Origin of the sequence: Streptomyces sp. NPDC019937, assembly GCF_040631655.1 — a bacterium.
In the GTDB taxonomy this organism is placed as follows: Bacteria; Actinomycetota; Actinomycetes; order Streptomycetales; family Streptomycetaceae; genus Streptomyces.
On the sequence record NZ_JBEYAL010000027.1, the window covers coordinates 49,444 to 73,590 of the forward strand.

Annotated in this window: 21 protein-coding genes and 3 tRNA genes; 13 read left to right on the forward strand and 11 right to left on the reverse strand. The window is 70.8% G+C overall.

Features of this window, described 5'->3' with window-relative positions; translation table 11 throughout:
* Positions 1–50: 50 nt before the first annotated feature.
* The 3 genes from ABZ562_RS25860 to ABZ562_RS25870 form a co-directional block, all read right to left on the reverse strand.
* Positions 51–126: transfer RNA gene (locus ABZ562_RS25860), tRNA-Gly, on the reverse strand.
* A gap of 78 nt (positions 127–204) precedes the next feature.
* Positions 205–276, reverse strand: a tRNA-Gly gene (locus ABZ562_RS25865).
* A 115-nt stretch (positions 277–391) separates the two neighbouring features.
* Positions 392–709, reverse strand: a complete 318-nt coding sequence (locus ABZ562_RS25870; protein ID WP_361484002.1) for an Lsr2 family protein — start codon at positions 707–709, stop codon at positions 392–394.
* 314 nt (positions 710–1,023) lie between these two features.
* Here ABZ562_RS25870 and purS point away from each other — a divergent pair, with 314 nt between their 5' ends.
* Genes purS through purL form a run of 3 tightly spaced genes read left to right on the forward strand, consistent with a single transcriptional unit; the run spans position 1,024 to position 4,225 of the window.
* On the forward strand, positions 1,024–1,302 hold the full coding sequence (purS, locus tag ABZ562_RS25875) for a phosphoribosylformylglycinamidine synthase subunit PurS (RefSeq protein WP_361484004.1): 279 nt from the start codon (positions 1,024–1,026) through the stop codon (positions 1,300–1,302).
* On the forward strand, positions 1,299–1,979 hold the full coding sequence (purQ, locus tag ABZ562_RS25880; RefSeq protein WP_361484006.1) for a phosphoribosylformylglycinamidine synthase subunit PurQ: 681 nt from the start codon (positions 1,299–1,301) through the stop codon (positions 1,977–1,979). Before purS ends, purQ begins: the two co-directional genes overlap by 4 nt.
* On the forward strand, positions 1,976–4,225 hold the full coding sequence (gene purL, locus ABZ562_RS25885; protein ID WP_361484008.1) for a phosphoribosylformylglycinamidine synthase subunit PurL: 2,250 nt from the start codon (positions 1,976–1,978) through the stop codon (positions 4,223–4,225). Before purQ ends, purL begins: the two co-directional genes overlap by 4 nt.
* Positions 4,226–4,277: 52 nt before the next feature.
* Here purL and ABZ562_RS25890 read toward each other — a convergent pair whose 3' ends face one another.
* Positions 4,278–4,676 carry a nuclear transport factor 2 family protein gene (locus tag ABZ562_RS25890; RefSeq protein WP_361484010.1) on the reverse strand — a complete coding sequence of 133 codons (399 nt, stop codon included), beginning with the start codon at positions 4,674–4,676 and terminating at the stop codon, positions 4,278–4,280.
* Between the two features lie 93 nt (positions 4,677–4,769).
* Between ABZ562_RS25890 and ABZ562_RS25895 the strand changes: the two genes are divergently transcribed.
* From ABZ562_RS25895 to purM, 3 genes are all read left to right on the forward strand, one after another.
* A complete protein-coding gene (locus ABZ562_RS25895; RefSeq protein ID WP_361484012.1) occupies positions 4,770–5,372 on the forward strand; it encodes a sterol carrier family protein in 603 nt (200 codons plus the stop codon).
* Positions 5,373–5,535: 163 nt separating this feature from the next.
* Positions 5,536–7,095 carry an amidophosphoribosyltransferase gene (purF, locus tag ABZ562_RS25900; protein WP_361484014.1) on the forward strand — a complete coding sequence of 520 codons (1,560 nt, stop codon included), beginning with the start codon at positions 5,536–5,538 and terminating at the stop codon, positions 7,093–7,095.
* A gap of 59 nt (positions 7,096–7,154) precedes the next feature.
* Positions 7,155–8,225 (forward strand): phosphoribosylformylglycinamidine cyclo-ligase, encoded by a 1,071-nt coding sequence (purM, locus tag ABZ562_RS25905; protein WP_361484016.1) that lies wholly within the window; start codon positions 7,155–7,157, stop codon positions 8,223–8,225.
* Positions 8,226–8,359: 134 nt separating this feature from the next.
* Here purM and ABZ562_RS25910 read toward each other — a convergent pair whose 3' ends face one another.
* Positions 8,360–8,614, reverse strand: coding sequence for a DUF3073 domain-containing protein (locus tag ABZ562_RS25910; protein WP_361484018.1), 255 nt, complete (start codon positions 8,612–8,614; stop codon positions 8,360–8,362).
* A gap of 445 nt (positions 8,615–9,059) precedes the next feature.
* On the reverse strand, positions 9,060–10,217 hold the full coding sequence (locus ABZ562_RS25915) for a Glu/Leu/Phe/Val dehydrogenase dimerization domain-containing protein (protein ID WP_361484020.1): 1,158 nt from the start codon (positions 10,215–10,217) through the stop codon (positions 9,060–9,062).
* Positions 10,218–10,393: 176 nt separating this feature from the next.
* On the opposite strand from ABZ562_RS25915, the gene ABZ562_RS25920 reads away from it, so the two are divergent.
* Complete coding sequence (locus ABZ562_RS25920; protein WP_361484022.1) at positions 10,394–11,230, forward strand: hypothetical protein; 837 nt, start codon at positions 10,394–10,396, stop codon at positions 11,228–11,230.
* 522 nt (positions 11,231–11,752) lie between these two features.
* Positions 11,753–11,959: a developmental transcriptional regulator BldC gene (gene bldC, locus ABZ562_RS25925; RefSeq protein WP_003949541.1), complete on the forward strand. Its 207-nt coding sequence runs from the start codon at positions 11,753–11,755 to the stop codon at positions 11,957–11,959.
* Between the two features lie 391 nt (positions 11,960–12,350).
* On the opposite strand, the gene ABZ562_RS25930 is transcribed toward bldC, so the two are convergent.
* The 3 genes from ABZ562_RS25930 to hrpA all read right to left on the reverse strand — a co-directional run bounded on the left by ABZ562_RS25930 (position 12,351) and on the right by hrpA (position 16,811).
* Entirely contained in the window at positions 12,351–12,554 is a 204-nt protein-coding gene (locus ABZ562_RS25930) for a DUF6274 family protein (protein ID WP_361484024.1), read from the reverse strand.
* 123 nt (positions 12,555–12,677) lie between these two features.
* A tRNA-Asp gene (locus ABZ562_RS25935) sits at positions 12,678–12,752 on the reverse strand.
* A gap of 132 nt (positions 12,753–12,884) precedes the next feature.
* Positions 12,885–16,811, reverse strand: coding sequence for an ATP-dependent RNA helicase HrpA (gene hrpA / locus ABZ562_RS25940; protein ID WP_361484026.1), 3,927 nt, complete (start codon positions 16,809–16,811; stop codon positions 12,885–12,887).
* 111 nt (positions 16,812–16,922) lie between these two features.
* On the opposite strand from hrpA, the gene ABZ562_RS25945 reads away from it, so the two are divergent.
* Positions 16,923–17,945 (forward strand): ABC transporter permease, encoded by a 1,023-nt coding sequence (locus ABZ562_RS25945; protein WP_361484028.1) that lies wholly within the window; start codon positions 16,923–16,925, stop codon positions 17,943–17,945.
* Between the two features lie 175 nt (positions 17,946–18,120).
* Here ABZ562_RS25945 and ABZ562_RS25950 read toward each other — a convergent pair whose 3' ends face one another.
* Positions 18,121–18,423, reverse strand: a complete 303-nt coding sequence (locus ABZ562_RS25950) for a MerR family transcriptional regulator (protein ID WP_361484132.1) — start codon at positions 18,421–18,423, stop codon at positions 18,121–18,123.
* A 505-nt stretch (positions 18,424–18,928) separates the two neighbouring features.
* Here ABZ562_RS25950 and ABZ562_RS25955 point away from each other — a divergent pair.
* Entirely contained in the window at positions 18,929–19,336 is a 408-nt protein-coding gene (locus tag ABZ562_RS25955) for an ATP-binding protein (RefSeq protein WP_361484030.1), read from the forward strand.
* 231 nt (positions 19,337–19,567) lie between these two features.
* On the opposite strand, the gene ABZ562_RS25960 is transcribed toward ABZ562_RS25955, so the two are convergent.
* Positions 19,568–20,587, reverse strand: coding sequence for a LysR family transcriptional regulator (locus ABZ562_RS25960; RefSeq protein ID WP_361484032.1), 1,020 nt, complete (start codon positions 20,585–20,587; stop codon positions 19,568–19,570).
* A 241-nt stretch (positions 20,588–20,828) separates the two neighbouring features.
* Here ABZ562_RS25960 and ABZ562_RS25965 point away from each other — a divergent pair, with 241 nt between their 5' ends.
* The 3 genes from ABZ562_RS25965 to ABZ562_RS25975 are packed head-to-tail and all read left to right on the forward strand — an operon-like array spanning position 20,829 to position 24,147.
* Positions 20,829–21,956 (forward strand): aminotransferase class I/II-fold pyridoxal phosphate-dependent enzyme, encoded by a 1,128-nt coding sequence (locus ABZ562_RS25965; protein WP_361484034.1) that lies wholly within the window; start codon positions 20,829–20,831, stop codon positions 21,954–21,956.
* A complete protein-coding gene (locus tag ABZ562_RS25970) occupies positions 21,953–22,978 on the forward strand; it encodes a polyprenyl synthetase family protein (RefSeq protein ID WP_361484036.1) in 1,026 nt (341 codons plus the stop codon). Before ABZ562_RS25965 ends, ABZ562_RS25970 begins: the two co-directional genes overlap by 4 nt.
* 2 nt (positions 22,979–22,980) lie before the next feature.
* Positions 22,981–24,147, forward strand: a complete 1,167-nt coding sequence (locus tag ABZ562_RS25975) for a UbiA family prenyltransferase (RefSeq protein ID WP_361484038.1) — start codon at positions 22,981–22,983, stop codon at positions 24,145–24,147.

The window sequence follows — 24,147 nt, forward strand, 5'->3', positions numbered from 1 at the left end:
ACAGAAAGACCTGGGGCGCCAGTCGAATCGACTGGCGCCCCAGGTCTCCATGGAGCGGACGACGAGGTTCGAACTCGCGACCTCAACCTTGGCAAGGTTGCGCTCTACCAACTGAGCTACGTCCGCATGCCTCCGACCGGCTTTCACCGATCGGCGCGCGCATCACTCTACTGGATCTCCCGAAGGGGAACGAAGAGTGATGAGAGCGGGTGACAGGGATCGCACACTGCGCCTCCCCCTTGGAAAGGGGGCGCTCTACTACTGAGCTACACCCGCATGGTGTGTTCCTCGGGGTTTTGGCCTTCCGGCCTCGCCCCTCGGCGTGCTCCAGACTCTAGCGGACCACCCGGGGTGTTGTGCAACTCGGCTGAACGCCACCTGAACGAGCGGTTCAGCGGGACTCGTTGAAGGCCTCGTAGACCTTCTTGGGGATGCGCCCCCGCGGCGGCACCTCCATGCCGTGCGACCGCGCCCAGGCGCGCACCGCGGCCGGGTCCGGGGCCACGGAGGTGCGGCGGTAGGTCTTGCCGGAGCGGGACCGCTTGCGGCCCGCCTCCACGAACGGGGCGAGGGTGTCGCGAAGTTTCGAGGCGTTGGCGGAGGTGAGGTCGATCTCGTACGACTTGCCGTCCAGACCGAACGTGACCGTCTCCTCGGCAGCCCCTCCGTCGATGTCGTCGGAGAGCGTGACTACTACGCGCTGTGCCACGGATATCGGTCCTTTCGGGCTGCATCGTTGCGTTGACGTGCAAAGATGTCAGCTGTCCAGTTGTTAGCGAACAATGCTTTTTCATTTGTACAGCGACCGGCATTGCATTGTGAAGCCCCGGTAATTCCGTCAGCGTGTCACATCACAATCCGGACGACGCGTTTTTGCTGGATCTTTCCCCGGTGGTTGTCGCGGATGGGCCATGACTGATGCGCACATGTGACCCCGAAGGAATATCTACTCGCGTAGATTTTTGCTCGGGGTAGGCTTGGGCCACCGCCTTACGCACCAGCACCACACCATCGGGAGTGCCAGTGGCACGCGTCGTAGTCGACGTCATGCTCAAGCCGGAGATCCTCGACCCCCAGGGCCAGGCGGTGCAGCGCGCACTGCCCCGCCTCGGTTTCGAGGGCATCGCCGACGTCCGTCAGGGCAAGCGCTTTGAACTCGAAGTGGAGGGCCCGGTCGATGACGCCGCCCTCGCCCGTATCCATGAGATCGCCGAAACCTTCCTCGCCAACACCGTGATCGAGGACTTCGACGTGAAGGTCGAGGCCGCCGGGGCCGACGCCACCGCGAAGGCGGAGTCGTGACCGCACGCGTCGGAGTCGTCACTTTCCCCGGAACCCTCGACGACCGCGACACCCAGCGCGCGGTCCGTACCGCCGGCCTCGAGGCCGTACCGCTGTGGCACCGTGACAAGGACCTCAAGCAGGTCGACGCGGTGATCCTGCCGGGCGGCTTCTCCTACGGCGACTATCTGCGAGCCGGAGCGATCTCCCGCTTCTCCCCGGTAATGGAGACCGTCATCGCCCAGGCGAAGGCGGGTATGCCGGTGCTTGGCATCTGCAATGGGTTCCAGGTTCTCACCGAGACCCATCTGCTGCCCGGCGCGATGCTGCGCAACAACCATCTGCACTTCATCTGCCGCGACCAGAGGTTGCGGGTGGAAAACGCGGAGACCGCCTGGACGCGCTCGTATGAGCAGGGCCAGGAGATCAACATCCCGCTGAAGAACATCGACGGCCGCTATGTCGCCGACGAGCGCGTCCTCGATGAACTCGAGGCCGAGGGCCGCGTCGTCTTCCGCTATCAGGAGCTGAACCCCAACGGCTCCCTGCGCGACATCGCCGGGATCTCCAATGCGGAGGGCAATGTCGTCGGCCTCATGCCGCACCCCGAGCACGCCGTCGAGCCGCTGATCGGCACCGGTCGCACCGACGGGCTCGGCTTCTTCACCTCGATCCTCAAGAGGCTGGTCAGCGCATGACCCTGGACACCACGAAGCACGCCGCCCAGACCCCGGACACCGATCAGCCCTGGGCCGAGCTGGGGCTGAAGCAGGACGAGTACGAGCGCATCCGCGCCATCCTGGGCCGCCGGCCCACCGGTGCCGAGCTGGCCATGTACTCCGTCATGTGGTCCGAGCACTGCTCGTACAAGTCGAGCAAGGTCCATCTGCGGCAGTTCGGCGAGAAGGCACCCGAGACCGACGCGCTGCTCGTCGGCATAGGCGAGAACGCGGGCGTGGTCGACGTCGGCCAGGGGTACGCGGTCACCTTCAAGGTCGAGTCGCACAACCACCCCTCGTACGTCGAGCCCTACCAGGGCGCGGCCACCGGCGTCGGCGGCATCGTCCGCGACATCCTCGCCATGGGCGCCCGCCCGGTCGCCGTCATGGACCCGCTGCGCTTCGGCGCCGCCGACCACCCCGACACCAAGCGGGTGCTGCCCGGCGTCGTCGCGGGCATCGGCGGCTACGGCAACTGTCTGGGCCTGCCCAACATCGGCGGCGAGGTCGTCTTCGACCCTTGCTACCAGGGCAACCCGCTGGTCAACGCCCTGTGCGTGGGTGTCATGAAGCACGAGGACATCCACCTGGCCAAGGCGTCCGGCGCGGGCAACAAGGTCATCCTCTACGGCGCCCGCACCGGCGGCGACGGCATCGGCGGCGTCTCCGTGCTCGCCTCCGAGACCTTCGACGACAGTAAGCCCGCCAAGCGCCCCGCCGTCCAGGTCGGCGACCCGTTCCAGGAGAAGCTGCTCATCGAGTGCACCCTGGAGATCTTCAGGGAAGACCTGGTCGAGGGCATCCAGGACCTCGGCGGCGCGGGCCTCTCCTGCGCCACCAGCGAGCTGGCCAGCGCCGGCTCCGGCGGCATGCGCGTCGAGCTGGACACCGTGCCGCTGCGCGACTCTTCGCTCTCCCCCGAGGAGATCCTGATGAGCGAGTCGCAGGAGCGCATGTGCGCGATCGTGACGCCGGAGAAGGCCGACCGCTTCCTGGAGATCTGCGAGAAGTGGGACGTCATCGCCACCGTGATCGGTGAGGTCACCGACGGCGAGCGGCTGGAGATCTTCTGGCACGGCGAGCAGATCGTGGACGTGCCGCCGCGCACCGTCGCCCACGAGGGCCCGGTGTACGAGCGCCCCTACGCCCGCCCCGACTGGCAGGACACCCTCCAGGCCGACGACGCGGCCAAGCTGCCCCGCCCGGCCACCGGGGACGAGCTGCGCGAGCAGGTGCTGCGCGTGATCTCCTCCCCGAACCAGGCGTCCAAGTCCTGGGTCACCGACCAGTACGACCGCTTCGTGCAGGGCAACACGGTCCTGGCCCAGCCCGAGGACTCCGGCATGGTGCGGGTCGATGAGGAGACCGGGCTCGGTGTCGCCGTCGCCACGGACGGCAACGGCCGGTACGCCAAGCTCGACCCGTACGCGGGCGCGCAGCTGGCCCTCGCCGAGTCGTACCGCAACGTCGCCGCGTCCGGCGCCAAGCCGCTGGCGATCTCCAACTGCCTCAACTTCGGCTCGCCGGAGGACCCCGCGGTCATGTGGCAGTTCGCGGAGGCCACCCGTGGCCTGGCCGACGGCTGCCAGATCCTGGGCACCCCGGTCACCGGCGGCAACGTCTCCCTGTACAACCAGACCGGGGAGACCGCCATCCACCCGACGCCGGTCGTCGCCGTCCTCGGCGTGATCGACGACGTCGCGCGGCGCACGCCGATGGCGTTCGCCGAGGAGGGCCAGCTGCTCTACCTCCTCGGCGACACCGCCGAGGAGCTGGGCGGCTCGGCCTGGTCGCAGGTCGTCCACGATCACCTGGGCGGGCTGCCGCCCAAGGTGGACCTGGAGCGGGAGCGGCTGCTCGCCGAGATCCTGATCTCCGCCTCCCGCGACGGCATGGTGGACGCGGCCCACGACCTGTCCGACGGCGGGCTGATCCAGGCCGTGACCGAGTCGTGCCTGCGCGGCGGCAAGGGCGCCCGGATCGTCGTCCCCGACGGCGTGGACCCCTTCGTGCTGCTGTTCTCCGAGTCCGCCGGGCGCGCCGTCGTGGCCGTCCCGCGCAGCGAGGAGATCCGCTTCAACGACATGTGCGGCGCCCGCGGGCTTCCCGCGACCCGGATCGGGGTCGTGGACGGCGAGACGATCGACGTCCAGGGCCAGTTCTCGATCCCGCTGGCGGAGCTGCGGGAGCCCTACGAGGCGACCATCCCCGGCCTGCTGGCCTGAGCGCCCGTCGGGTGGCCCCGCCCCGGTGGGCGGGGCCACCCGCGCTCCTGAGTCACTTCCCCCAGAAGGCGTTGGCGGCGTCGATGTCCTCGACGCAGTAGTCGATGTCGCTGATCTTCCCGCCGACGATGGTGAAGAACAGCCCGGTCTTCATGTCCAGCGTGCGGTTGCCGCGCTCGGCGCGGCAGTGCTGGCCGGAGATCACATGCCCGCGCCCGTCGGGCAGCACCGTCTCCACCTCGACCCGCAGCGTGCCGCCGGTCTCCTCGTATTCGGTGCGGTACAGCCGCATGCACGCGTCCCGGCCCTTGTGGTGCCCGGAGAGCATGTGGTCACCGGGCACATGCTGGACGACGTCCGCCGTCAGCAGCGTGCCGAGGGTGTCCAGGTCGCCTTGCTGGAACGCGGTGGCGGCGCGGCGCACCACGGCGGCATCGGGGTGCTCGCCCATGGTCATTCACACCTTTCGTATCGATGGATACCTCTCTATCCCCTTTCCTCCATCCTCCGCCGGGCCCACCGGACTGTCGATACGCTCGGCGCCATGCCGCCTCGCCCTCGCGCCCGCAACTACGACCCCGCCAAGACCCGCGCCGCCGTGGCCGCGCAGCTGCGGCACGTCCGGGACGTCGTGGGCGGGCTGGACGAGGAGCGGCTGGCCGCGCCCACCCGGGCCGGCGGCCGGTCGGTCCGCGAGCTGATCGCGCGGCTGCCGGCGGAGGCCGCGGCGGCCGACGAGGACGGCCGCGCCCTCGCGGCCCGCTGCGCCGAGCTGGTCGTCCACAGCGACGATCTGGCGGCGGCCACGGGCCTGGCCGTGCCGTACGACCGCCAGGCGCTGGCCACCGCCGTCCGGCTGCTGGCCGACGGGCTCGCGGCGAAGGCGCCCGGCGGGTCGGTCGAGCTGCGCGTTCCGCCGTTCGCCGTCGTGCAGTGCGTGGAGGGGCCCCGGCACACCCGCGGCACCCCGCCGAACGTGGTCGAGACGGACCCGCTGACCTGGGTCCGGCTGGCCGCCGGCCGGATCGGCTGGGCCGAGGCGCTGGAGTCCGGTGAGGTGACGGCGAGCGGTGAGCGCGCGGACCTCGCCGCACACCTCCCGGTGCTCGGCGGAAACGGGGGCGACACGGCGCCCGGCCAGGTGTGATCCATGCCCCAGCCACGGAGGCCCGGCACCGGCCGGACAGGCCCGTCAGCAGGCCGGATCCGGGTCGGGGCGGGCCGGGGGCGAGCCGTGCGCAGATGTGACATACGCCCCCCATCGGGTCCCTCGTTCGGCCGCACCGCGGAACTGGCCTAGACTCGATGCCGTGCCACGTGGTGACGGACGACTCAGCCACGACCTGCTCCCCGGTGAGAAGGGCCCCCAGGACGCTTGCGGCGTCTTCGGAGTCTGGGCGCCGGGTGAAGAGGTCGCCAAACTCACCTATTTCGGGCTGTACGCGCTGCAGCACCGCGGTCAGGAGTCCGCGGGCATCGCAGTGAGCAACGGCTCCCAGATCCTCGTCTTCAAGGACATGGGCCTGGTCTCGCAAGTCTTCGACGAGACCTCCCTCGGCTCCCTGCTGGGCCACATCGCGGTCGGTCATGCCCGCTACTCCACCACCGGTGCCTCGGTGTGGGAGAACGCGCAGCCGACGTTCCGGGCGACCGCCCACGGCTCGATCGCGCTGGGCCACAACGGGAATCTGGTCAACACCGCCGAGCTGGCGGAGCTGGTCGAGGCCCTGCCCAGAGACAGGGGCCGGGCCACCCAGGTCGCGGCCACCAACGACACCGACCTGGTCACCGCCCTCCTCGCGGGGCAGGTCGACGAGGACGGCAAGGCGCTGACCGTCGAGCAGGCCGCTCCGATCGTGCTGCCGAAGGTCAAGGGCGCTTTCAGCCTCTGCTTCATGGACGAGCACACGCTGTACGCCGCCCGGGACCCGCAGGGCATCCGCCCGCTGGTGCTCGGCCGCCTGGAGCGCGGCTGGGTGGTGGCGTCCGAGACGGCGGCCCTGGACATCGTGGGCGCGTCCTTCATCCGGGAGATCGAGCCCGGTGAGATGGTCGCGATCGACGAGAACGGCCTCCGTTCCACGACGTTCGCCCCGGCCCGGCCCAAGGGCTGCGTCTTCGAGTACGTGTACCTGGCGCGCCCCGACACCGACATCGCGGGCCGCAACGTCTACCTCTCGCGCGTCGAGATGGGCCGGCGGCTGGCCAAGGAGGCCCCGGCCGACGCCGACCTCGTCATAGCGACGCCGGAGTCCGGCACCCCGGCCGCCGTCGGGTACGCCGAGGCGAGCGGGATTCCGTACGGCTCCGGGCTGGTCAAGAACAGCTACGTCGGCCGGACCTTCATCCAGCCCTCGCAGACCATCCGGCAGCTCGGCATCCGGCTCAAGCTGAACCCCCTCAAGGAGGTCATCCGGGGCAAGCGGCTGGTGGTCGTGGACGACTCGATCGTCCGCGGCAACACCCAGCGCGCCCTGGTGCGGATGCTCCGCGAGGCCGGTGCCAGGGAAGTGCACATCCGGATCAGCAGCCCGCCCATCAAGTGGCCCTGCTTCTTCGGCATCGACTTCGCCACCCGCGCCGAGCTGATCGCCAACGGGCTGTCGACCGAGGAGATCGGCAAGTCGCTGGGCGCCGACTCCCTCGCGTACATCTCCACCGACGGCATGATCGAGGCGACCACGATCGCCAAGCCGAATCTGTGCCGCGCGTGCTTCGACGGCGAGTACCCGATGGACCTGCCGGACCCGGGGCTGCTGGGCAAGCATCTGCTGGAGTCGGAGACGCAAGGGCAGAGCAGTGCCGACGCCGATGGCGTGCGGACGCTGACCGCCGGTGTCGGCGGCGCCGACGCGCTCCGCCGCCCCTGAGGCCCCGGGCACCCGGCCTTCGTATGTCGCTTTTCCGAAACGAAAGAACTCAAGGTCACATGTCTGAGTCCACTGGTGCCAGCTACGCCGCCGCGGGCGTCGACATCGAGGCGGGCGACCGCGCCGTCGAGCTGATGAAGGAGTGGGTCAAGAAGGCCGGCAGGCCCGAGGTCGTGGGCGGCCTCGGCGGCTTCGCCGGCCTCTTCGACGCCTCCGCGCTCGCCCGCTACCGGCGCCCGCTGCTGGCGTCCGCGACGGACGGCGTGGGCACCAAGGTGGACATCGCGCGCCGGATGGGCGTGTACGACACCGTCGGCCACGACCTGGTCGGCATGGTCGTGGACGACCTGGTGGTGTGCGGCGCCGAGCCGCTGTTCATGACCGACTACATCTGCGTCGGCAAGGTCCACCCGGAGCGGGTCGCCGCCCTCGTCAAGGGCATCGCCGAGGGCTGTGCCCTGGCGGGCTGCGCGCTGGTCGGCGGCGAGACCGCCGAGCACCCGGGGCTGCTGGGCGCCGATGACTTCGACGTCGCCGGGGCCGGTACGGGCGTCGTCGAGGCGGACGCGGTGCTGGGCGCGGATCGCATCCGTACGGGGGACGCGGTGATCGCCATGGCCTCGTCCGGACTTCACTCGAACGGGTACTCACTCGTCCGCCATGTGCTCTTCGACCGGGCCGGCTGGGCGCTGGACCGCGAGGTGCCGGAGCTGGGCCGGACGCTGGGGGAGGAGCTGCTGGAGCCGACCCGGATCTACTCGCTGGACTGCCTGGCCCTCACCCGCACGACCGAGGTGCACGCCTTCTCGCACATCACCGGCGGTGGGCTCGCCAACAACCTGGCCCGGGTCGTTCCCGACGGCGTGCGCGCGGTGGTGGACCGCTCGACCTGGACGCCGGGCGCGATCTTCGACCTGGTGGGGCGGCTCGGCTCGGTCGAGCGGCTGGAGCTGGAGAAGACCCTCAACATGGGCGTCGGCATGATGGCCGTCGTGCCGGGCGAGTCGGTGGACGTCGCGCTGGCCACCCTGGAGGACCGCGGGGTGCACGCCTGGGTCAGCGGAGAGATCACCGACCGTGCGGCCGGTGACGCGGAAGCGGTGACGCTGACCGGTGACTACGCGAGCTGAGCCGGCCGCGCCCGGCGCGCGGACAGCACAGAAGCCGGTCCGAGGCGGCTGCCCCGGACCGGCGGAGGTGCGGCGATTGCCGAGCGCCTGGAACGTGGTGGAAGGATCAACCCCGCTGGTGCGGGAACCACATTTCAGGCACGGCGACGTTGCGCGGACGAGTCCGACCGGTCGTCGTCCTCGTCATCGTCGTCGTTGTACAGATCCGCGTACTGTGCGTACGGGTCATCGTCCAGCTCATCGTCCTCGAACGGCTCGCCATTCGGCGGCTGGCTCGATGTCGATGCGCCCAGCTCCTCGGCCAGGCGTGAGAGGTCCGTCCCACCGCTGTTGTACTTCAGCTGGCGGGCGACCTTCGTCTGCTTGGCCTTGGCCCGGCCGCGCCCCATGGCTCGACCCCCTCAACGACGGGGCTCGACGGCCCCAGAGTCTTGACACGCGTTCACGTTCATGAATCGGAGCGGACTCCCCAAAGAGAGACCGGTCCGTAGGGCTTCAACGGTACCTGCTTCTGTGGCCATACGGTACGTCGCCCACACGACGTGCCACGAGGCAGAACCCGCGAGGAGCCCCGTCCCCGCTGGTCAGCTGCGATTTTAACCTGTCTCCGGGGCCGACCCGCCGACGGGCCGTGAGGGATCTCTCGCCAAGGGGGCCCATACCGGCCGGTACGGCGTGCCCGGAAGGGCTTTCCCCACTCCCCGCACGGCCTGTCGCGGCGGCTCATCGCGTCGGTCCAGCGGCGATCCGGCGGCGGTCGAGCGACGTCCGGGCGACGCCCAGGTGGCCCCCGGGCGGCGCTCAGACGGTGCTCAGGCGGTGCTCAGGTGTCCCTCAGGTGGCGCCGTGGCCCTCCGCCATACGGTGTTCGGCGAGCCGGTCGGCGGCGGCCGCGGGCGGAATGCCGTCGGTCCGGGCCCGATCAAAAATGGCCAAAGTCGTGTCAAAGATCTGTGACGCCTTGGCCTTGGCCCGCGCGAAGTCGAAGCCGTGCAGTTCGTCCGCGACCTGGATCACGCCGCCCGCGTTCACCACGTAGTCCGGCGCGTAGAGGATCCCGCGGTCGGCGAGGTCCTTCTCGACGCCCGGGTGGGCGAGCTGGTTGTTGGCCGCGCCGCACACCACCTTCGCGGTCAGGGCGGGCACCGTGCCGTCGTCCAGCGCGCCACCGAGCGCACAGGGCGCGTACACGTCGAGATCGGCGCGGATCAGGGCGCCGGTGTCCCGGACCGCCTCGATCCGGGGGTGGCGGGCCAGCACCCGGTCGACCGACTCGGCGCGCACGTCGGTGACGACGACCTCGGCGCCGTCCTCCAGCAGATGCTCCACCAGGTGGTGGCCGACCTTGCCGACGCCCGCGATGCCGACCCGGCGGCCGCGCAGCGTGGGCGCGCCCCAGGAGGCCTGGGCGCTGGCCCGCATGCCCTGGAAGACGCCGTAGGCGGTCAGCACGGAGGAGTCGCCGGCGCCGCCGTTCTCCGGGGAGCGGCCGGTGGTCCAGGGGCACTCGCGGGCGATGACGTCCATGTCGGCGACGTAGGTGCCCACATCGCAGGCGGTCACGTAGCGACCGCCCAGGGAGGCCACGAAACGGCCGTAGGCGAGCAGCAGCGCTTCGGTCTTGATCTCCTCGGGGTCGCCGAGGATCACGGCCTTGCCGCCACCGTGGTCGAGCCCGGCCAGCGCGTTCTTGTAGGACATGCCGCGGGCGAGGTTGAGCGCGTCGAGGACCGCCGCTTCCTCGGGGTGCTCCTCGGCGCTGTAGGCGTGGAAGCGGGTGCCGCCGAGGGCGGGGCCCAGGGCGGTCGAGTGGATCGCGATGACGGCCTTCAGTCCGCTCTCCCGGTCCTGGCAGAGCAGGACCTGTTCATGGCCGCCCAGATCGGTCCGGAACAGTATCGACAAGGGCGAGAGAGGGTTCGGCACGCGACTCTCCGTCGGACCGTCGACGCTGACGGTGTGACGTACGTCGGTCACGGTGGTGACTCCCATAGGTCGGGTAAGGCGCCCTCCGAGCTGGTGGGGAGGGCCGGTGGGCATGAGCGTAAGCCCTGGAAGGGCGCGGGAGCGGCCATGTCCCCGCCGAGTCCGCATGGTGGTCGTGGGACGATGCGGTGAGCAGGGGGTAGGCAACTCCTGGCGGTGGTATCGGCCTTGAGGGAGCGCGTGTGACCTTGGCGTCTTCGGTGATTGTCCCGTATGCGGCGTATCTCCGTGTCTATGAGCCACTGGGCGCTTTTCCCGAACCGGAGCGCACGCACTGGGCGGCCTACGCCAAGCGCGACGAGCTGCCCGGCGTCCAGGACGAGCTGCGGCGGTCGCTCGCCGACCTGCTGCCGGTGCCTCCGGTGCCGGTTCCGGTGCACGAGAGCGCGGACGCCTTTGTGGCGGTCGTGGACGGCGTCACATGCGTCTGTCCGTGGCGGACGCGGCTGCGCGGCTGGTTGGCCCTGGAAGAGCTGCCCGAGCGCCTTCCCGGCCCCCTCCTGGACGCCGCACTGCCTCCCGTGGTGCGCCGGCAGGCCGCCTCGGACTACGAGCAGTGGCTGGAGCGCAACCCGGACGCCCGTCCGTGGATCCGCTCGGCGACCTGGCACGTCCCGGTCCGCTGGTTCGTGCTCTTCGCGGACGAGGAGCGCGAGTGCACCAAGGGCGACGACGGCCTCATCCTGCGTTACCGCACCCCGATGGTCCAGGCCAGACGGCGGGTGGCGCGCGGGCTTAAGGTGCTCAAGGAGGCTCTCGGCGAGGGCCCGCTCATCGACGGCCTGGTCGACGTGGGCCGATGGCTGGAGGAATTCCATCCGCGGTCGCTGGTCGAACTGGACTACGGCGGCCTGGTGCACGTGGTGCCGGCCGGGCAACTGGAGGACGACCGCTCGGCGGCGGACGTGGCGGAAGGGCTTGCGGCACTGAGGGACGGGGACGGGGAGCGTGCGGGCAGCGCATATGAGCGGCTGACCGATCGGTGGAGCGAGATCCGGGGACGGCAGAACGCCAGCTAGGGCCGGACAGGGCCTGAGCGGGCCGGTCCGGGGAAAGCGGATCCAACGGGCGGCCGGGTGCGTCAGAGCTGGAGCGGGGGGACGTAGGTCCCGATCCGGGCCATTACGTCAATCGTGATCTAAAGCACTGACTTCGGGTCTTGCGGCAATCCCCCACCCTCGTGTCAAAATAGGACAAGGAGTCCGGGAAGTTCTCCTTCCGCCCAAGTATGGGCGGATTCATCGGTATTGCACTCCTTGGCGGATCTGATACCCCTGATCCTGTTGTGACTGATCGTCATCGCCGCGTGACTGTCCGTTATGGCATGGTCCATCGGCTTCCGTCGAGGTTGGACACCTGAGAGGGCAATTCCATCGGTTTGGCCGACGGGGCTGGACAGATGGTGTAGTTGTAGTGCCGAGGACAAGCCGTTCGTCCTATAACCGACTCGGCCCGCGTCCGCCATTTCGGGCAACGTGGGTCAAGGTGCAGAATTTAGAGGAAAGAACCGTGATGGTTCGGTTCTCCCGAGGAGGCCGCTCATGACCGCTCGCACCCCTGATGCCGAGCCGCTGCTGACCCCGGCTGAGGTTGCCACCATGTTCCGTGTGGACCCGAAGACGGTCACGCGCTGGGCCAAGGCTGGCAAGCTCACGTCCATCCGCACGCTCGGAGGGCACCGGCGCTACCGCGAAGCGGAGGTCCGTGCGCTTCTCGCGGGCATCCCGCAGCAGCGCAGCGAGGCCTGAACAACCGCATAACCGGGCATATCCGGGCCCCCCAGCCCGGCTTTCGCCTGTATGGCTCCACCACGACGGGTGCCTGCCCCAACAGGCCATCACCGCTCGACATGGGTGCGTCGTCGATCGCGCTGGACTCCGCCGGGTCCAGCGCGATCTTTTTTATGCCCTCCCGAGCCCCCTCGTCGGGCGGCCGGCGGCCGCTCCGGCGGGCCTCGGGGTGTGGCCCGGAGGACCCTCCGTGATGCTCTCCGGAGGGCCTGGACAGAGGGTGCAATTGCACATATTAAATTGACCTGGTGTGAGGCGGGTGTAAGTTCCCCCACTCACCAAAACTCATTCGGTGACTCCCGTCACACGGTTCAGTGCTTGTCGATGTCCGTGGAACAGCGGTAAGGGCTCACCGAGTTGACGGGTCGTCGGAGCGTGATCCCTCGGCGGGCGTCGGCCCGGCCGGATCTGTCGGTGGCGGCGACGGCTCCATCGCCAGCCGCAGCAGCCGATGGCAGACCGGGCAGTGCCGGGTGAAGTGGCGGTAGCCCGAGGCGGCCGCCAGATGGGCCCGCAGCAGGGCCCTGGTCTCATGTTTCGCGGTCGTCGTCATGTGCCGCACCTCCCGGCCACCCCCACGCCACCTTCTAGTCTGGGTACCGCCGGGCGCGGGCTGCCGTCAAGACGACCGGAGGCCCGGATCCTTGTGCGGATCCGGGCCTCCGGTGCGTATGTGCGGTCCTGACGGGATTTGAACCCGCGGCCTCCACCTTGACAGGGTGGCGAGCACTCCAAACTGCTCCACAGGACCATCAGTGACGCCTCACAGCCTGTCGGCCGTGTGCCTCGCTGTGGTGCGTCACAGACTCTACAGCAGGTCAGGGGGTGCGGTCGAACTCGCGCCCGCCCGGCCCCTCCGGCGGCACCGGACGGGCCCAAGACGCTACGGCGCGAGCGCGTCGATGGCCTTCACGATGCGCTTGTCGGAGACCGGATAGGCCGTGCCCAGCGCGTGCGCGAAGTAGCTGACCCGCAGCTCCTCGATCATCCAGCGGATCTCCAGCGCCTCCGGGGGCACCGGGCGGCCCGCCGGGAACTGCTCCAGCAGCCAGGCGTACTCGTCCCGCATCTCCTTGACCTTCGCCATCCGGGTGCGGTCCCGCTCGGCGTTGGTGGGGAGCTGCTGGAGCCGGCGGTCCACGGCCACCAGATAGCGCATGAGGTCCGGGAGGCGGCGCACCCCGTGGGCGGTCACGAAGCCCGGCTTCATCAGCTCCGAGAGCTGTTCGCGGACGTCCGCGAGGGACGGCAGCAGCACCGGGCTCTTGATGCCCTTCAGCCGGCGCTCACACGCCTGCCAGGCCGCCAGCACCTCCTGGACCTTCCGGACGGTGTCCAGCGTGGCGTCCGCGATGTCGGCCCGTACCGCGTCGAAGAGCTTGCGGAACGATTCCTCGTCCCACGCCGGGCCGCCGCGTGCCGCGATGAGCCGGTCGGCGGAGGCGGACACACAGTCCTCGAAGAGCGCCGCGATGCTGCCGTGCGGGCTGCTGGAGAGCGCCAGCTTGGCCTGGTTGGACAGCTTCCCCTGCGCGAACTTCGCCGGGTTGGACGGCAGCTGGAGCAGGATCAGCCGCCGGGTGCCCCGCCACATCGCCTGCCGCTGCTCGGGCTCGGTGTCGAAGAGCCGCAACGCCACCGACGCGCCCTCGTCCACCAGCGCCGGATACGCCTTGACCGGCTGGCCGCCGCGGCGGGTCTCGAAGGTGCGCGGCAGCGTGCCGACCGTCCACGAGGTCAGCCCGCCGCGCTGCTCGATGCCGACGGCCTCCTTGGAGGACTCGAACGCCTTGGAGATCGCGGCCCGGGTCTTCGGCTTCAGCCGCTGCTTGAGCGCTTCCAGGTCCTTGTCCTCGGCGAGCTTGCGGCGCCGCTCGTCGACTACCCGGAAGGTGATCTTCAGATGATCGGGGACCCTGGCCGGGTCCCAGTCCTCCGGTTCGATCTGCACCCCCACCATCCGGTGCAGCTCCCGGCCCAGGGCGGCCGTCAGCGGCTCCTGGAGCGGCACTGCGCCGTCCAGGAAGCGCTTGGCGTAGTTCGGCGCCGGGACGTAGTGGCGGCGCACCGGCTTGGGCAGCGACCGGATCAGCTCGGTGACCAGGTCCTCGCGCAGCCCCGGGATCTGCCAGTCGAAGCCGTCCGGGGTGACCTGGTTGAGCACCTGGAGCGGGATGTGGACGGTCACGCCGTCCGCGTCCGCCCCCGGCTCGAACTGGTACGTCACCTTGAACTTGAGCTTCCCCTGACGCCAGGAGTCCGGATACGCGTCCTTGGAGACGCCCTGCGCCCGCTCGTTGATGAGCATCGACTTCTCGAAGTTGAGAAGCTCCGGTTCGTCGCCGCGCTTGTGCTTCCACCACGAGTCGAAGTGCGCCCCCGACACCACGTGCTCGGGGATCCGCTGGTCGTAGAAGTCGAACAGCGTCTCGTCGTCCACCAGGATGTCGCGGCGCCGGGCGCGGTGCTCCAGCTCCTCCACCTCGCCCAGCAGCTTCCGGTTGTCGTGGAAGAACTGGTGGTGGGTGCGCCAGTCGCCCTCGACCAGGGCGTTGCGGATGAACAGGTCCCGGCTGGTCTCCGGGTCGATCCGGCCGTAGTTGACCTTCCGCTGGGCGACGATCGGCACGCCGTACAGCGTGACCCGCTCGTACGCCATCACCGCCGCCTGCTTCTGCTCCCAGTGCGGCTCGCTGTAGGTGCGCTTGACCAGGTGCTGGGCCAGCGGCTCGATCCACTCCGGCTCGATCTTCGCGTTGACCCGCGCCCACAGCCGGGAGGTCTCGACCAGCTCCGCCGACATCACCCAGCGCGGCGGCTTCTTGAACAGCGCCGAACCGGGGAAGACGGCGAACTTGGCGCTGCGCGCGCCCACGTACTCGTTCTTCTCGGTGTCTTTCAGTCCCACATGGGACAGCAGCCCGGACAGCAGCGACGTGTGGATGTGGTCCGGCGCCGCGTCCTGCTCGGACAGCTGGATGTCCATGGTCTTCGCGACCGTGCGCAGCTGGCTGTAGATGTCCTGCCACTCGCGTATCCGCAGGTAGTTCAGGTACTCGTTGCGGCACATGCGGCGGAAGGCGGACGAGGACAGCTCCTTCTGCCGCTCCCGGATGTACTTCCACAGGTTGAGGAAGGCCAGGAAGTCGCTCGACTCGTCCTTGAACCGGGCGTGCTGCTGATCCGCCTGCTGCTGCTTGTCGGAGGGGCGCTCGCGCGGGTCCTGGATGGACAGCGCCGCCGCGATCACCATGACCTCGCGGACGCAGCCGTTGCGATCCGCCTCCAGCACCATCCGGGCCAGCCGCGGGTCCACCGGCAGCTGGGCCAGCTTCCGGCCGACCTGGGTGAGCCGCTTGCGCGGGTCCTTCTGCTTGCCGTCCAGCGCGTGCAGCTCTTCCAGGAGCTGGACGCCGTCCTTGATGTTGCGCCGGTCCGGCGGGTCGATGAACGGGAACTTCTCGATGTCGCCGAGCCCCGCCGCGGTCATCTGGAGGATGACGGAGGCCAGGTTGGTACGGAGGATCTCGGCGTCCGTGAACTCCGGGCGGGTGAGGAAGTCGTCCTCGGAGTACAGCCGGACGCAGATGCCGTCGCTGGTCCGGCCGCAGCGGCCCTTGCGCTGGTTGGCGCTGGCCTGGGAGACCGGCTCGATGGGCAGCCGCTGCACCTTGGTGCGATGGCTGTAGCGGGAGATCCTGGCCGTGCCCGGGTCGATCACGTACCGGATGCCGGGGACGGTCAGCGAGGTCTCCGCGACGTTCGTGGCCAGCACGATCCGGCGGCCGCTGTGTCTTTGGAAGACCCGGTGCTGCTCGGCGTGCGACAGCCGCGCGTACAGCGGCAGCACCTCGGTGGACCTCAGCTGCTTCTTGTTGAGCGCGTCGGCGGTGTCCCGGATCTCCCGCTCACCGGAGAGGAAGACCAGGATGTCGCCGGGCCCCTCGGCCTGCAGTTCGTCCACCGCGTCGCAGATGGCGGTGATCTGGTCCCGGTCGCTGTCCTCGCCGCCCTCCTCCAGCAGCGGCCGGTAGCGCACCTCGACCGGATACGTCCGCCCGCTGACCTCGACGATCGGCGCGTCCCCGAAGTGGCGGGAGAAGCGCTCCGGGTCGATGGTCGCGGAGGTGATCACGACCTTGAGGTCGGGGCGGCGGGGGAGGAGCTGGGCCAGATAGCCGAGCAGGAAGTCGATGTTGAGGCTGCGCTCATGGGCCTCGTCGATGATGATCGTGTCGTACTGGCGCAGCTCGCGGTCGGTCTGGATCTCGGCCAGCAGGATGCCGTCCGTCATCAGCTTGATGTGGGTGTCCGGGCTCACCTGATCGGTGAAGCGGACCTTCCAGCCGACCGACTCGCCGAGCGGCGTCCCGATCTCGTCCGCGATGCGCTCGGCCACGGTGCGGGCGGCGATCCGGCGGGGCTGCGTATGACCGATGAGCCCTTTGACGCCCCGCCCCAGCTCCATGCAGATCTTGGGGATCTGCGTCGTCTTCCCGGAGCCGGTCTCGCCCGCCACGATCACCACCTGGTGATCGCGGACGGCCGCGAGGATGTCGTCCTTCTTCTGGCTGACCGGCAGCTCTTCCGGATAGGTGACGTCCGGTACGGCGGCGCGGCGGCTCTCGACCCGGACTTCCGCCCGCTCGATGTCCTCGGCGATCTCGCCGAGCACGGCCGCGCGGGCCTCGGGCTTGCGGATCCGGCGGGCGCCGTCGAGCCGGCGCCCCAGCCGCTGCTGGTCGCGCAGCATCAGCTCGGGGAGCCGCTCCAGGAGGGCGGGCAGGGCGGGGGCAGGAGTCGTGGACATACGGACCCCAGGATCTCACCTCGGCAAAACGATGGGCGAACCATTTCCGCCGGGTGTTGTCCGGGCCACGTCGTGCGATGTACGGAGATTGTCCGTTCTAGCGTTACGCGCATGGCGGACGACGACTCCCCGTGGGCCCGGTTCAAGCGCAGCCCGTTCTTCCCGGCCGCGGTCATCGTGCTGATCATCTCGGCGGGTGCGGGGCTCTTCGCGGGCTCGTACACCTACGCCTTCGCCAACCCCACCCCGCGCCGGATCCCCGTCGCCGTCGTGAGCACCGACCAGGGCGCCGCCCCGCCGCGCCGCTTCGTCGCCGGGATGGAGAAGGTCCTGGACGCCTCGTTGCGCCTGCACCGCGAACCCGGATACGGCCGCGCCCGCTGGGCCGTGGAGGAGCAGCAGGTCTTCGGGGTCCTGCGGACGCGCGGCCGCGGCGTCGAACTGGGCCTGTCCTCGGCGGCGGGCGCCGGCGTCGCCCAGGTGCTCGCCTCGGCCGGTACGACGGTGGGCCGGGCGGTGGGCGTGCCCGTCGCCGTGACGGACCTGAAGCCGCTCCAGCCGGGCGATCCGCGGGGTCTGGCGGTCTTCTACATCTCACTGGCCGCGGTGATCATGGGCTTCCTCGGCGCCGTCCAGCTGAGCGTGAACGCGGCCGCTCTGAACCCGGCCGAGCGGATCGCCTTCACCGCCGCGTACGCGATGCTCGGCGCCTTCGTCATCGCCGCGATCGTCGACTGGGGGCTCGGCGCGCTGGATCTGCCCTTCGCCGGGTCCTGGGCGATCCTCGCCCTGACCATGTTCACGTCGGGGATGGTCTTCTCCATGTTCAACGTCCTGTTCGGACGCTGGGCGCTCATCCCCACCTGGGGGCTGATGGTCCTGCTCGGCAACCCCTCGTCGGGCGGCGCCGTCTCCTGGCCGCTGCTGCCGTCCCCGCTCGGCACGGTGGGCCGCTGGCTTCCGCCGGGCGCCTCCGTGAACGCCCAGCACACCGCCGTCTACTTCGGCGGGCACCAGCACGCCTTCCCGTTCCTGGTGCTGGCGGGCTGGTCGCTGGTCTCCGTCGGCGTCTTCTGGACCTGGCGCCACCGCCATCCGGGCGGCCGCCCGGGCCGGGCGACTCCGGCCTCGTGAGCGCCCCTTGCCGGGGCGCGGACGCGAAGAGGCCCCTCCTGAAATCAGGAGGGGCCTCTTTCATGGAGCGCCGAGCAGGCCTTGCACCTACATCCCTCGTTTGGAGACGAGTATCTTTCCTTAGACGACCGACGCATCAACTTCCGCCCCTCGGGGCGGCGTTGCAAGATCTACATTACCCCATCCGGGGGCCTGCCGCGCAATCGCCGTCCTGCCGGGGCGCCGAGTCGTCGCGCCGCAGCTCGTCGTTGAGGTGCCGGGCCTCTTCGAGCTGGTCCTCCAGGATGACTATGCGGCACGCGGCGTCGATCGGGGTGCCCTGGTCGACGAGCTGGCGGGCGCGGGCCGCGATGCGCAGCTGGTGGCGCGAGTAGCGGCGGTGGCCGCCCTCCGAGCGCAGCGGCGCGATCAGACCGGCCTCGCCGAGGGCCCGCAGGAAGGCCGCCGTGGTGCCGAGCAGATCGGCGGCGAGGCCCATGGTGTAGGCGGGGTAGTCGTCATCGTCGAGCCGGCTGTGCTTTTCGTCTTCGGCCACTGCACCTCATCTTCCCTGTCGGTGGTCATGCCTCGTCGGTCGCGCGTCATCGGTCGCGCGTCGAGGGGCCCTGGCGCCGAAACGGCTCCAGGGCCCCGAGGGGTTCAACACCATTGTCCGCGGACCCGTCTGTGAGGACAGGTGTGCGGGGATCGCGGATATCTGACCGGGGACCACCTTCCCTTCCGGGGCATGCGGTACCCGAGCGGACTCAACTCTTCGCCCGGGCGATCCTGATGGTGTCGGCCTCCTTGTCCTCGATGTCTGCCACGCCCCCTTGGGGCGTCGTGACTACGACAGGGAATCTAACTCCCACGAGCCCGCCATGTCTACAGTCGCCACGACAGATTTACGCCAGTGTTGACGCCAGCCAAGCGTGCCGGGCGGGAGAGCGGGCAGACGAGGTTCTGCAAAGCGGAATATCCGATGTAACCAGGGGTGTACGCGCATGAACGGCACGAAGATCGCCAACGCTCGGCCCACGGCCTCGACCGTGGTGCGGGGGGACAGCTTTGGCGGCATTCACCGCACCCGCGCCGTCACCCGGGCCTTCACCAAGGGGCTCACGCCACCCCCGGAGCCGGACGTGGCCGACGCCATCCTCCTCGTGGTGTCCGAGCTGGCCACCAACGCGCTGCGCCACGGGGGCGGCCGGTACACCCTCGAACTCTCCGCCGACGCCGACACGGTCACCGTCGCCGTCAGCGATCCGAACCCGGCGGCTCCCCGGGCCCGCCCGCCCGACCTGAACACCGGCACCGGCGGCTTCGGCTGGCACATGATCCGCCGCCTGGCCCGTGAGGTGTCCATCACCCGGGGGCGCGGCAAGACGATCCACGTCAGCCTTCCGCGCTGAGCCCGCCGGCCGTACAGGGCCTCGCGCACAGGGCACGCGTAACGCAGAAGATCCCTCCCCTGACCTCAGGAGAGGGATCTGTCATGGAGCGCCGAGCAGGCCTTGCACCTACATCTCTCGTTTGGAGACGAGCATCTTTCCTTAGACGACCGACGCATCAACTCCCGCCCCTCGGGGCGGCGTTGCAAGATCTACTTTACCCCATCCCGGCGCCCCGCCGTCACTCCGTCGTCATCCCGCGGCCTTCGCCGCCCGCGCCAGCCGTAACGGGGCGGGGTCGCCGTCCCTCGCGAGATGGCCCTCCACCGCCTCCCGCAGGGCCATGAGCAGCGCCTCCACGGCGGGGGCCCGCCGCGTCTCCGCCCTGAGCAGGGCGTGCACGTGGCGCGGCGGCCAGTCGCGGAGGGGGCGGGCCACCACCCGTGGGTCGGGGTGCGGCGGCAGGGCCAGGCCCTCCGCGACGGCCGCGCCCACGCCGTGGGCCACCAGGTCGTGGGCGGTGGCGGGGTCGTTGGTGATGGCGACGGTACGGGGCTCGAAGCCCGCCCGGGCGCAGGCGCCGGTGAACTCCTCGCGGTCCTCGTCCAGCACCCAGGCCTCGTCGGCCAGCGCGCTGAGGGGGATCGTCCGCAGATCGGCCAGCGGGTGGTCGGCCGGGAGCAGCACACAGCGCGGATCGCTGATCAGCGGCAGGTCCACCACCTCGGCCTCGGGCGCGACGGGCCGCGCCCCGGCGCCGGGGACGTCGGGGGCGGGATCGGGGTCGGGATCGAGGTCGGGGTCGTCCGGGCGGCAGCCGTCGCGGACGCTCACCAGGGCCACGTCCGTCCTCCCGTCCCGCAGCGAGCGGTAGGCGTCCGGGGAGCTGGCCCGCTCCAGGACGATCTGCACATCCGGCCGGACGGACCGCAACCGGGCCACCGTGCCGGGCAGCAGCGAGGCACAGGCGCTGTGGATCGCCGACACCCGCACCGTGCCACGCGCGTGGGCGGCGTACGTACGGAACTCGTCCTCGACGGCCCCCAGCGCGGACAGCACCGCCTCGGCGTGCTGGGCCAGCCGACGGCCCGCCGGGGTCAGCCGCACCCCGCGCCCCGACCGGACCGCGAGCTGGACACCGATGGTCCGTTCCAGCGCGCGCATGCGGTAGCTGACGGCGGGCTGGGTGTAACCCAGTAATTCGGCGGCGGCGGTGTAGGAACCCGCGCGCGCCACGCCTGCTATGACCGCTAACTGATGGATGTCGAGCACATGAACACTGTAAAAGGTGTTTATGGATGCCGGGAAGATCCTTATTGGACGTAGGTCCAGGAGCCCACCACACTCAGGGAGGTGGCCGAGTGACGGCCGCTGTCAACGGTTCGCCGGGCCTGTCGAGCTTATTTTCGTATTCGCCGCCGCCTCCATCACCGACCGCCCCCCCACCATTCGGTGCGCTGCCGATCCAAACCTTGCGGGATTTCCCTAGAATTTCCGCGGATTGGAATGGAACATGTCTGACAAAGACGGCTGGAACAGAATGCAGCCGGTGCTCGCACAGGGCGCCGTACAGCATCAGATGTCGCTGAACGAGACCTGCCATCCACCCCTTCCCGCCGTCCTGCGGGCCGTATCGGAAACCGCCGCCGAAGCCCACCGCACCCTGGACGCGCTGGGCATGGGCCTGTCCCGGACGATCGCCGAGCACCTGGGGGTGCCGGCCGGGGACGTCGCCGTCGGGCCCGGTTCCGGGGCCCTGCTCCAGCTGCTGTTCTCCGCCCACACCGGGCCGGACACCCACACCGTGCACGCCTGGCCGTCCTGGGAGGCGTACCCGATGATGGCGGCCAACGCCGCCTCCGGCACCGTGCGGGTGCCGCTGCGGGACGAGACGCACGACCTGCCGGCGATGGCGGCCGCCGTCACCGACGCGACGCGCCTGGTCATCGTCTGCAACCCCAACAACCCCACCGGCACCGCCGTCGGCGAGGCGGCCCTGCGGCGCTTCCTGGACCTGCTGCCCTCCCACGTCACCGTGCTGCTCGACGAGGCATACATCGACTTCGCCGACGCGGACGCCGCCGCCGTCGCCCACGGCGTCGAGCTGTACCGGGAGGACGAGCGGGTGTGTGTGGTGCGCACCTTCTCCAAGTCGTACGGCCTGCTCAGCCTGCGCGTCGGCTACCTCGTGGGGCATGAGCGCGCCCTCGCGCCGCTGCGCGGCGCCCTGATGTTCCACCGGGTCGGCGCGGCCGCCCAAGCCGCGGCGGTCGCGGCGCTCGCCGAGTCCGCCGCGATCCGGCGCCAGTGCGAGGAGACCGCCCGCGAGCGGGAGCGGCTGTACGGAGTCCTGACCGAACAGGGCTGGCAGGTGACGCCCAGCCAGGCCAACTTCCTGTGGCTGCCGATGGAGACCGGCGTCGAGCGCTTCACCCAGTTCTGCGCGGACCACGGCGTGGTGGTGTGCGGCAAGCCGGGCGAGGGCGTACGGGTGACCATCGCCGAGCCCGCGGCGAACGACGCGTTCGCGCTGCTGGCCGCGAAGCTGCGCGACGCGGACGCGCACACCGGCCCGCAGGCCCACGGTGGCGTGGACGGGCTCACCGGAGGGGCGGCCCGCGGCGGTGAGGAGACCCCGTGACCGCCGCCCCGCACACCACCGCCACCGCCCCCGCGGATCCGCTCTCCGCCGCCCACCCCACCCTCGCCCGGCTGCTGCGCGACCTCGAGTCCCGCTGGCCCACCGACGGGGAGCGCGTCCACCGCATATCCCGCTACGCCCTGCTGCCCGCGGGCAAACTGCTGCGCCCGCTGCTGCTCGTGGAGTCGGCCAGGGCCGTGGGCGGCGGCTACGAGGAGAGCCTGCCCGCCGCGCTCGGCGTGGAGTACCTGCACGCCGGGTCGCTCGTCCACGACGATGTCATCGACGGCGACGCGCTGCGCCGCGGCCGTCCCACGGTCGTGGCCCGGTACGGCGTCGCGGACGCCGTCGTCACCGGCGACGCCCTGATCATGGGCATGTTCGCCGCCGTCGCCGAATGCGCCGACCAGGGCCTGCCCGCCGACCGGCTGCTGACCGCCGTACGGGTCCTGGCCCGCGCCGGGGTCGACCTGTGCCGCGGCCAGGCGATGGAGGCCGAGCTGTGCGGGGACGTGGGATGCGGGCTCGACCGCTACCTCACGATGATCTCGCTCAAGACCGGCGCCCTCTTCCGCGGCGCCTGCCACGCCGGGGCCCTCCTCGGCGGCGGCGACGCCACCTGGCAACGGGCCCTCACCGGCTACGCCGAACACCTCGGGCTCGCCTTCCAGATGCACGACGACCTGCTGCCGTACACCAGCGAGACCGCGGCCACCGGCAAGTCCGGCTTGAGCGACACCGCCAACGGACGCCCCACCTTCCCCGTCCTCATGGCGTACGAGCGAGCCGACGCCGCCGAGCGCGAAGCCCTGCGGACCGCGCTGGGAGGAACGCTGCCCGCTCGGGACGCCCACGACGCCGTACGCCGCGTCCTGGACTCCACCGGCGCGCTGCGGGCCGCGCGGGAACGCACCCGGGCGGAGGTGGCCCGCGCCAAGGGCCGCCTCGCGGAGCTTCCCTCCACCGAGGGCTCCGCCGTGCTCGCCGCCATCGCGGACTTCTCCGCCGACCGGGAGCGGTGACCGTGCCCGGGGCGCGTTTCGCCACCGGGTTCGGGGCGCACCTGCAGACCTGGCGGCCGTACACCCTGTCCTACCCCGGCCTGGTCGGCCTGGCCGGTGCCGCGCTCGCCGACGGCTCACCCCCGGCGGCGCACCTGTGGGCCGCCTGGGCCGTACCCACCCTGAGCTGGATCGCCGGGCACTACCTCGGCGACTACTTCGACCGCGACCTCGACGCCATCGGCAAACCCCAGCGCCCCATCCCCTCCGGGCGGCTGAGCCCCCGCGCGGCCGTCGCCTCCGGGATGCTGTGCGCGCTGGCGGCCGCCGTCGTCACCGCGCTGACCGCCTGGACCGCGCTGCTGCTCGTCGCGGCGGGCATGGCGGGCATCGTCGCGTACAGCAAGGTGTTCAAGGGCCGCGGGCTGTCCGGCAACGCGGTGCGGGGCGCGCTGACGGCCCTCACCGTCGTCTTCGGGGCGATGACGGCCGGAACGGAGCCCCGCTGGCCCGCGGTCCTGCCGGCCGCCCTCGCGTTCTGGGCCCACGACACGGCGTCCAACCTGGTCGGCACCCTCCGCGACGTCGAGGGCGACCGCAGCGGCGGCTACCTCACGCTCCCCGTCCTGCGCGGCGTCCGCTACGCGGCACGCACCGCCGCGCTGCTGTACGCGGCCGCGCTCGTCACCGCCGCGGCCTGCGTACCGCTCGCCGCCCCCGGCGGCCGGGCCGCCTTCGCAGCCCTCCTGCTCGTCGCGGCGGCCTGCGGCTTCCACGCCTTCGCCCCGCTGCTGCGCGGCGCGGCCCCGCTGACCCCCGCACGCGCGCTGCGGGCCCACGAGGTCCTGGTCGCCGAACGCCTCATCCTGGCGGCGGCGGTGCTCGCCGGTGGCCGGGGCCCGGCCCCGGCCCTGGCGGTCCTGGTCCCGCTGCTCGCCCTCAGCCTCCTGACCCAGGCCAGGCTGCGCGCCCGCCACGAGTTCCCGCCGGACGACGGGGAGGCGGAGGGGAGTCCCGAAACCGTCCCGCGCCCGGCCCGGCACCTCCACCCGGTCCCGGACCCCGGGCCGCCCCCGGAGCGCACCGGTGGCCGCCCCGGGGACGGGCCGCGCGAGCGCTCACCCGGTGCCGACGACCCGCCGCAGCCCGTTCGCGCCGTACTACGGAAGGACCGTCCGAGCCCATGGTGA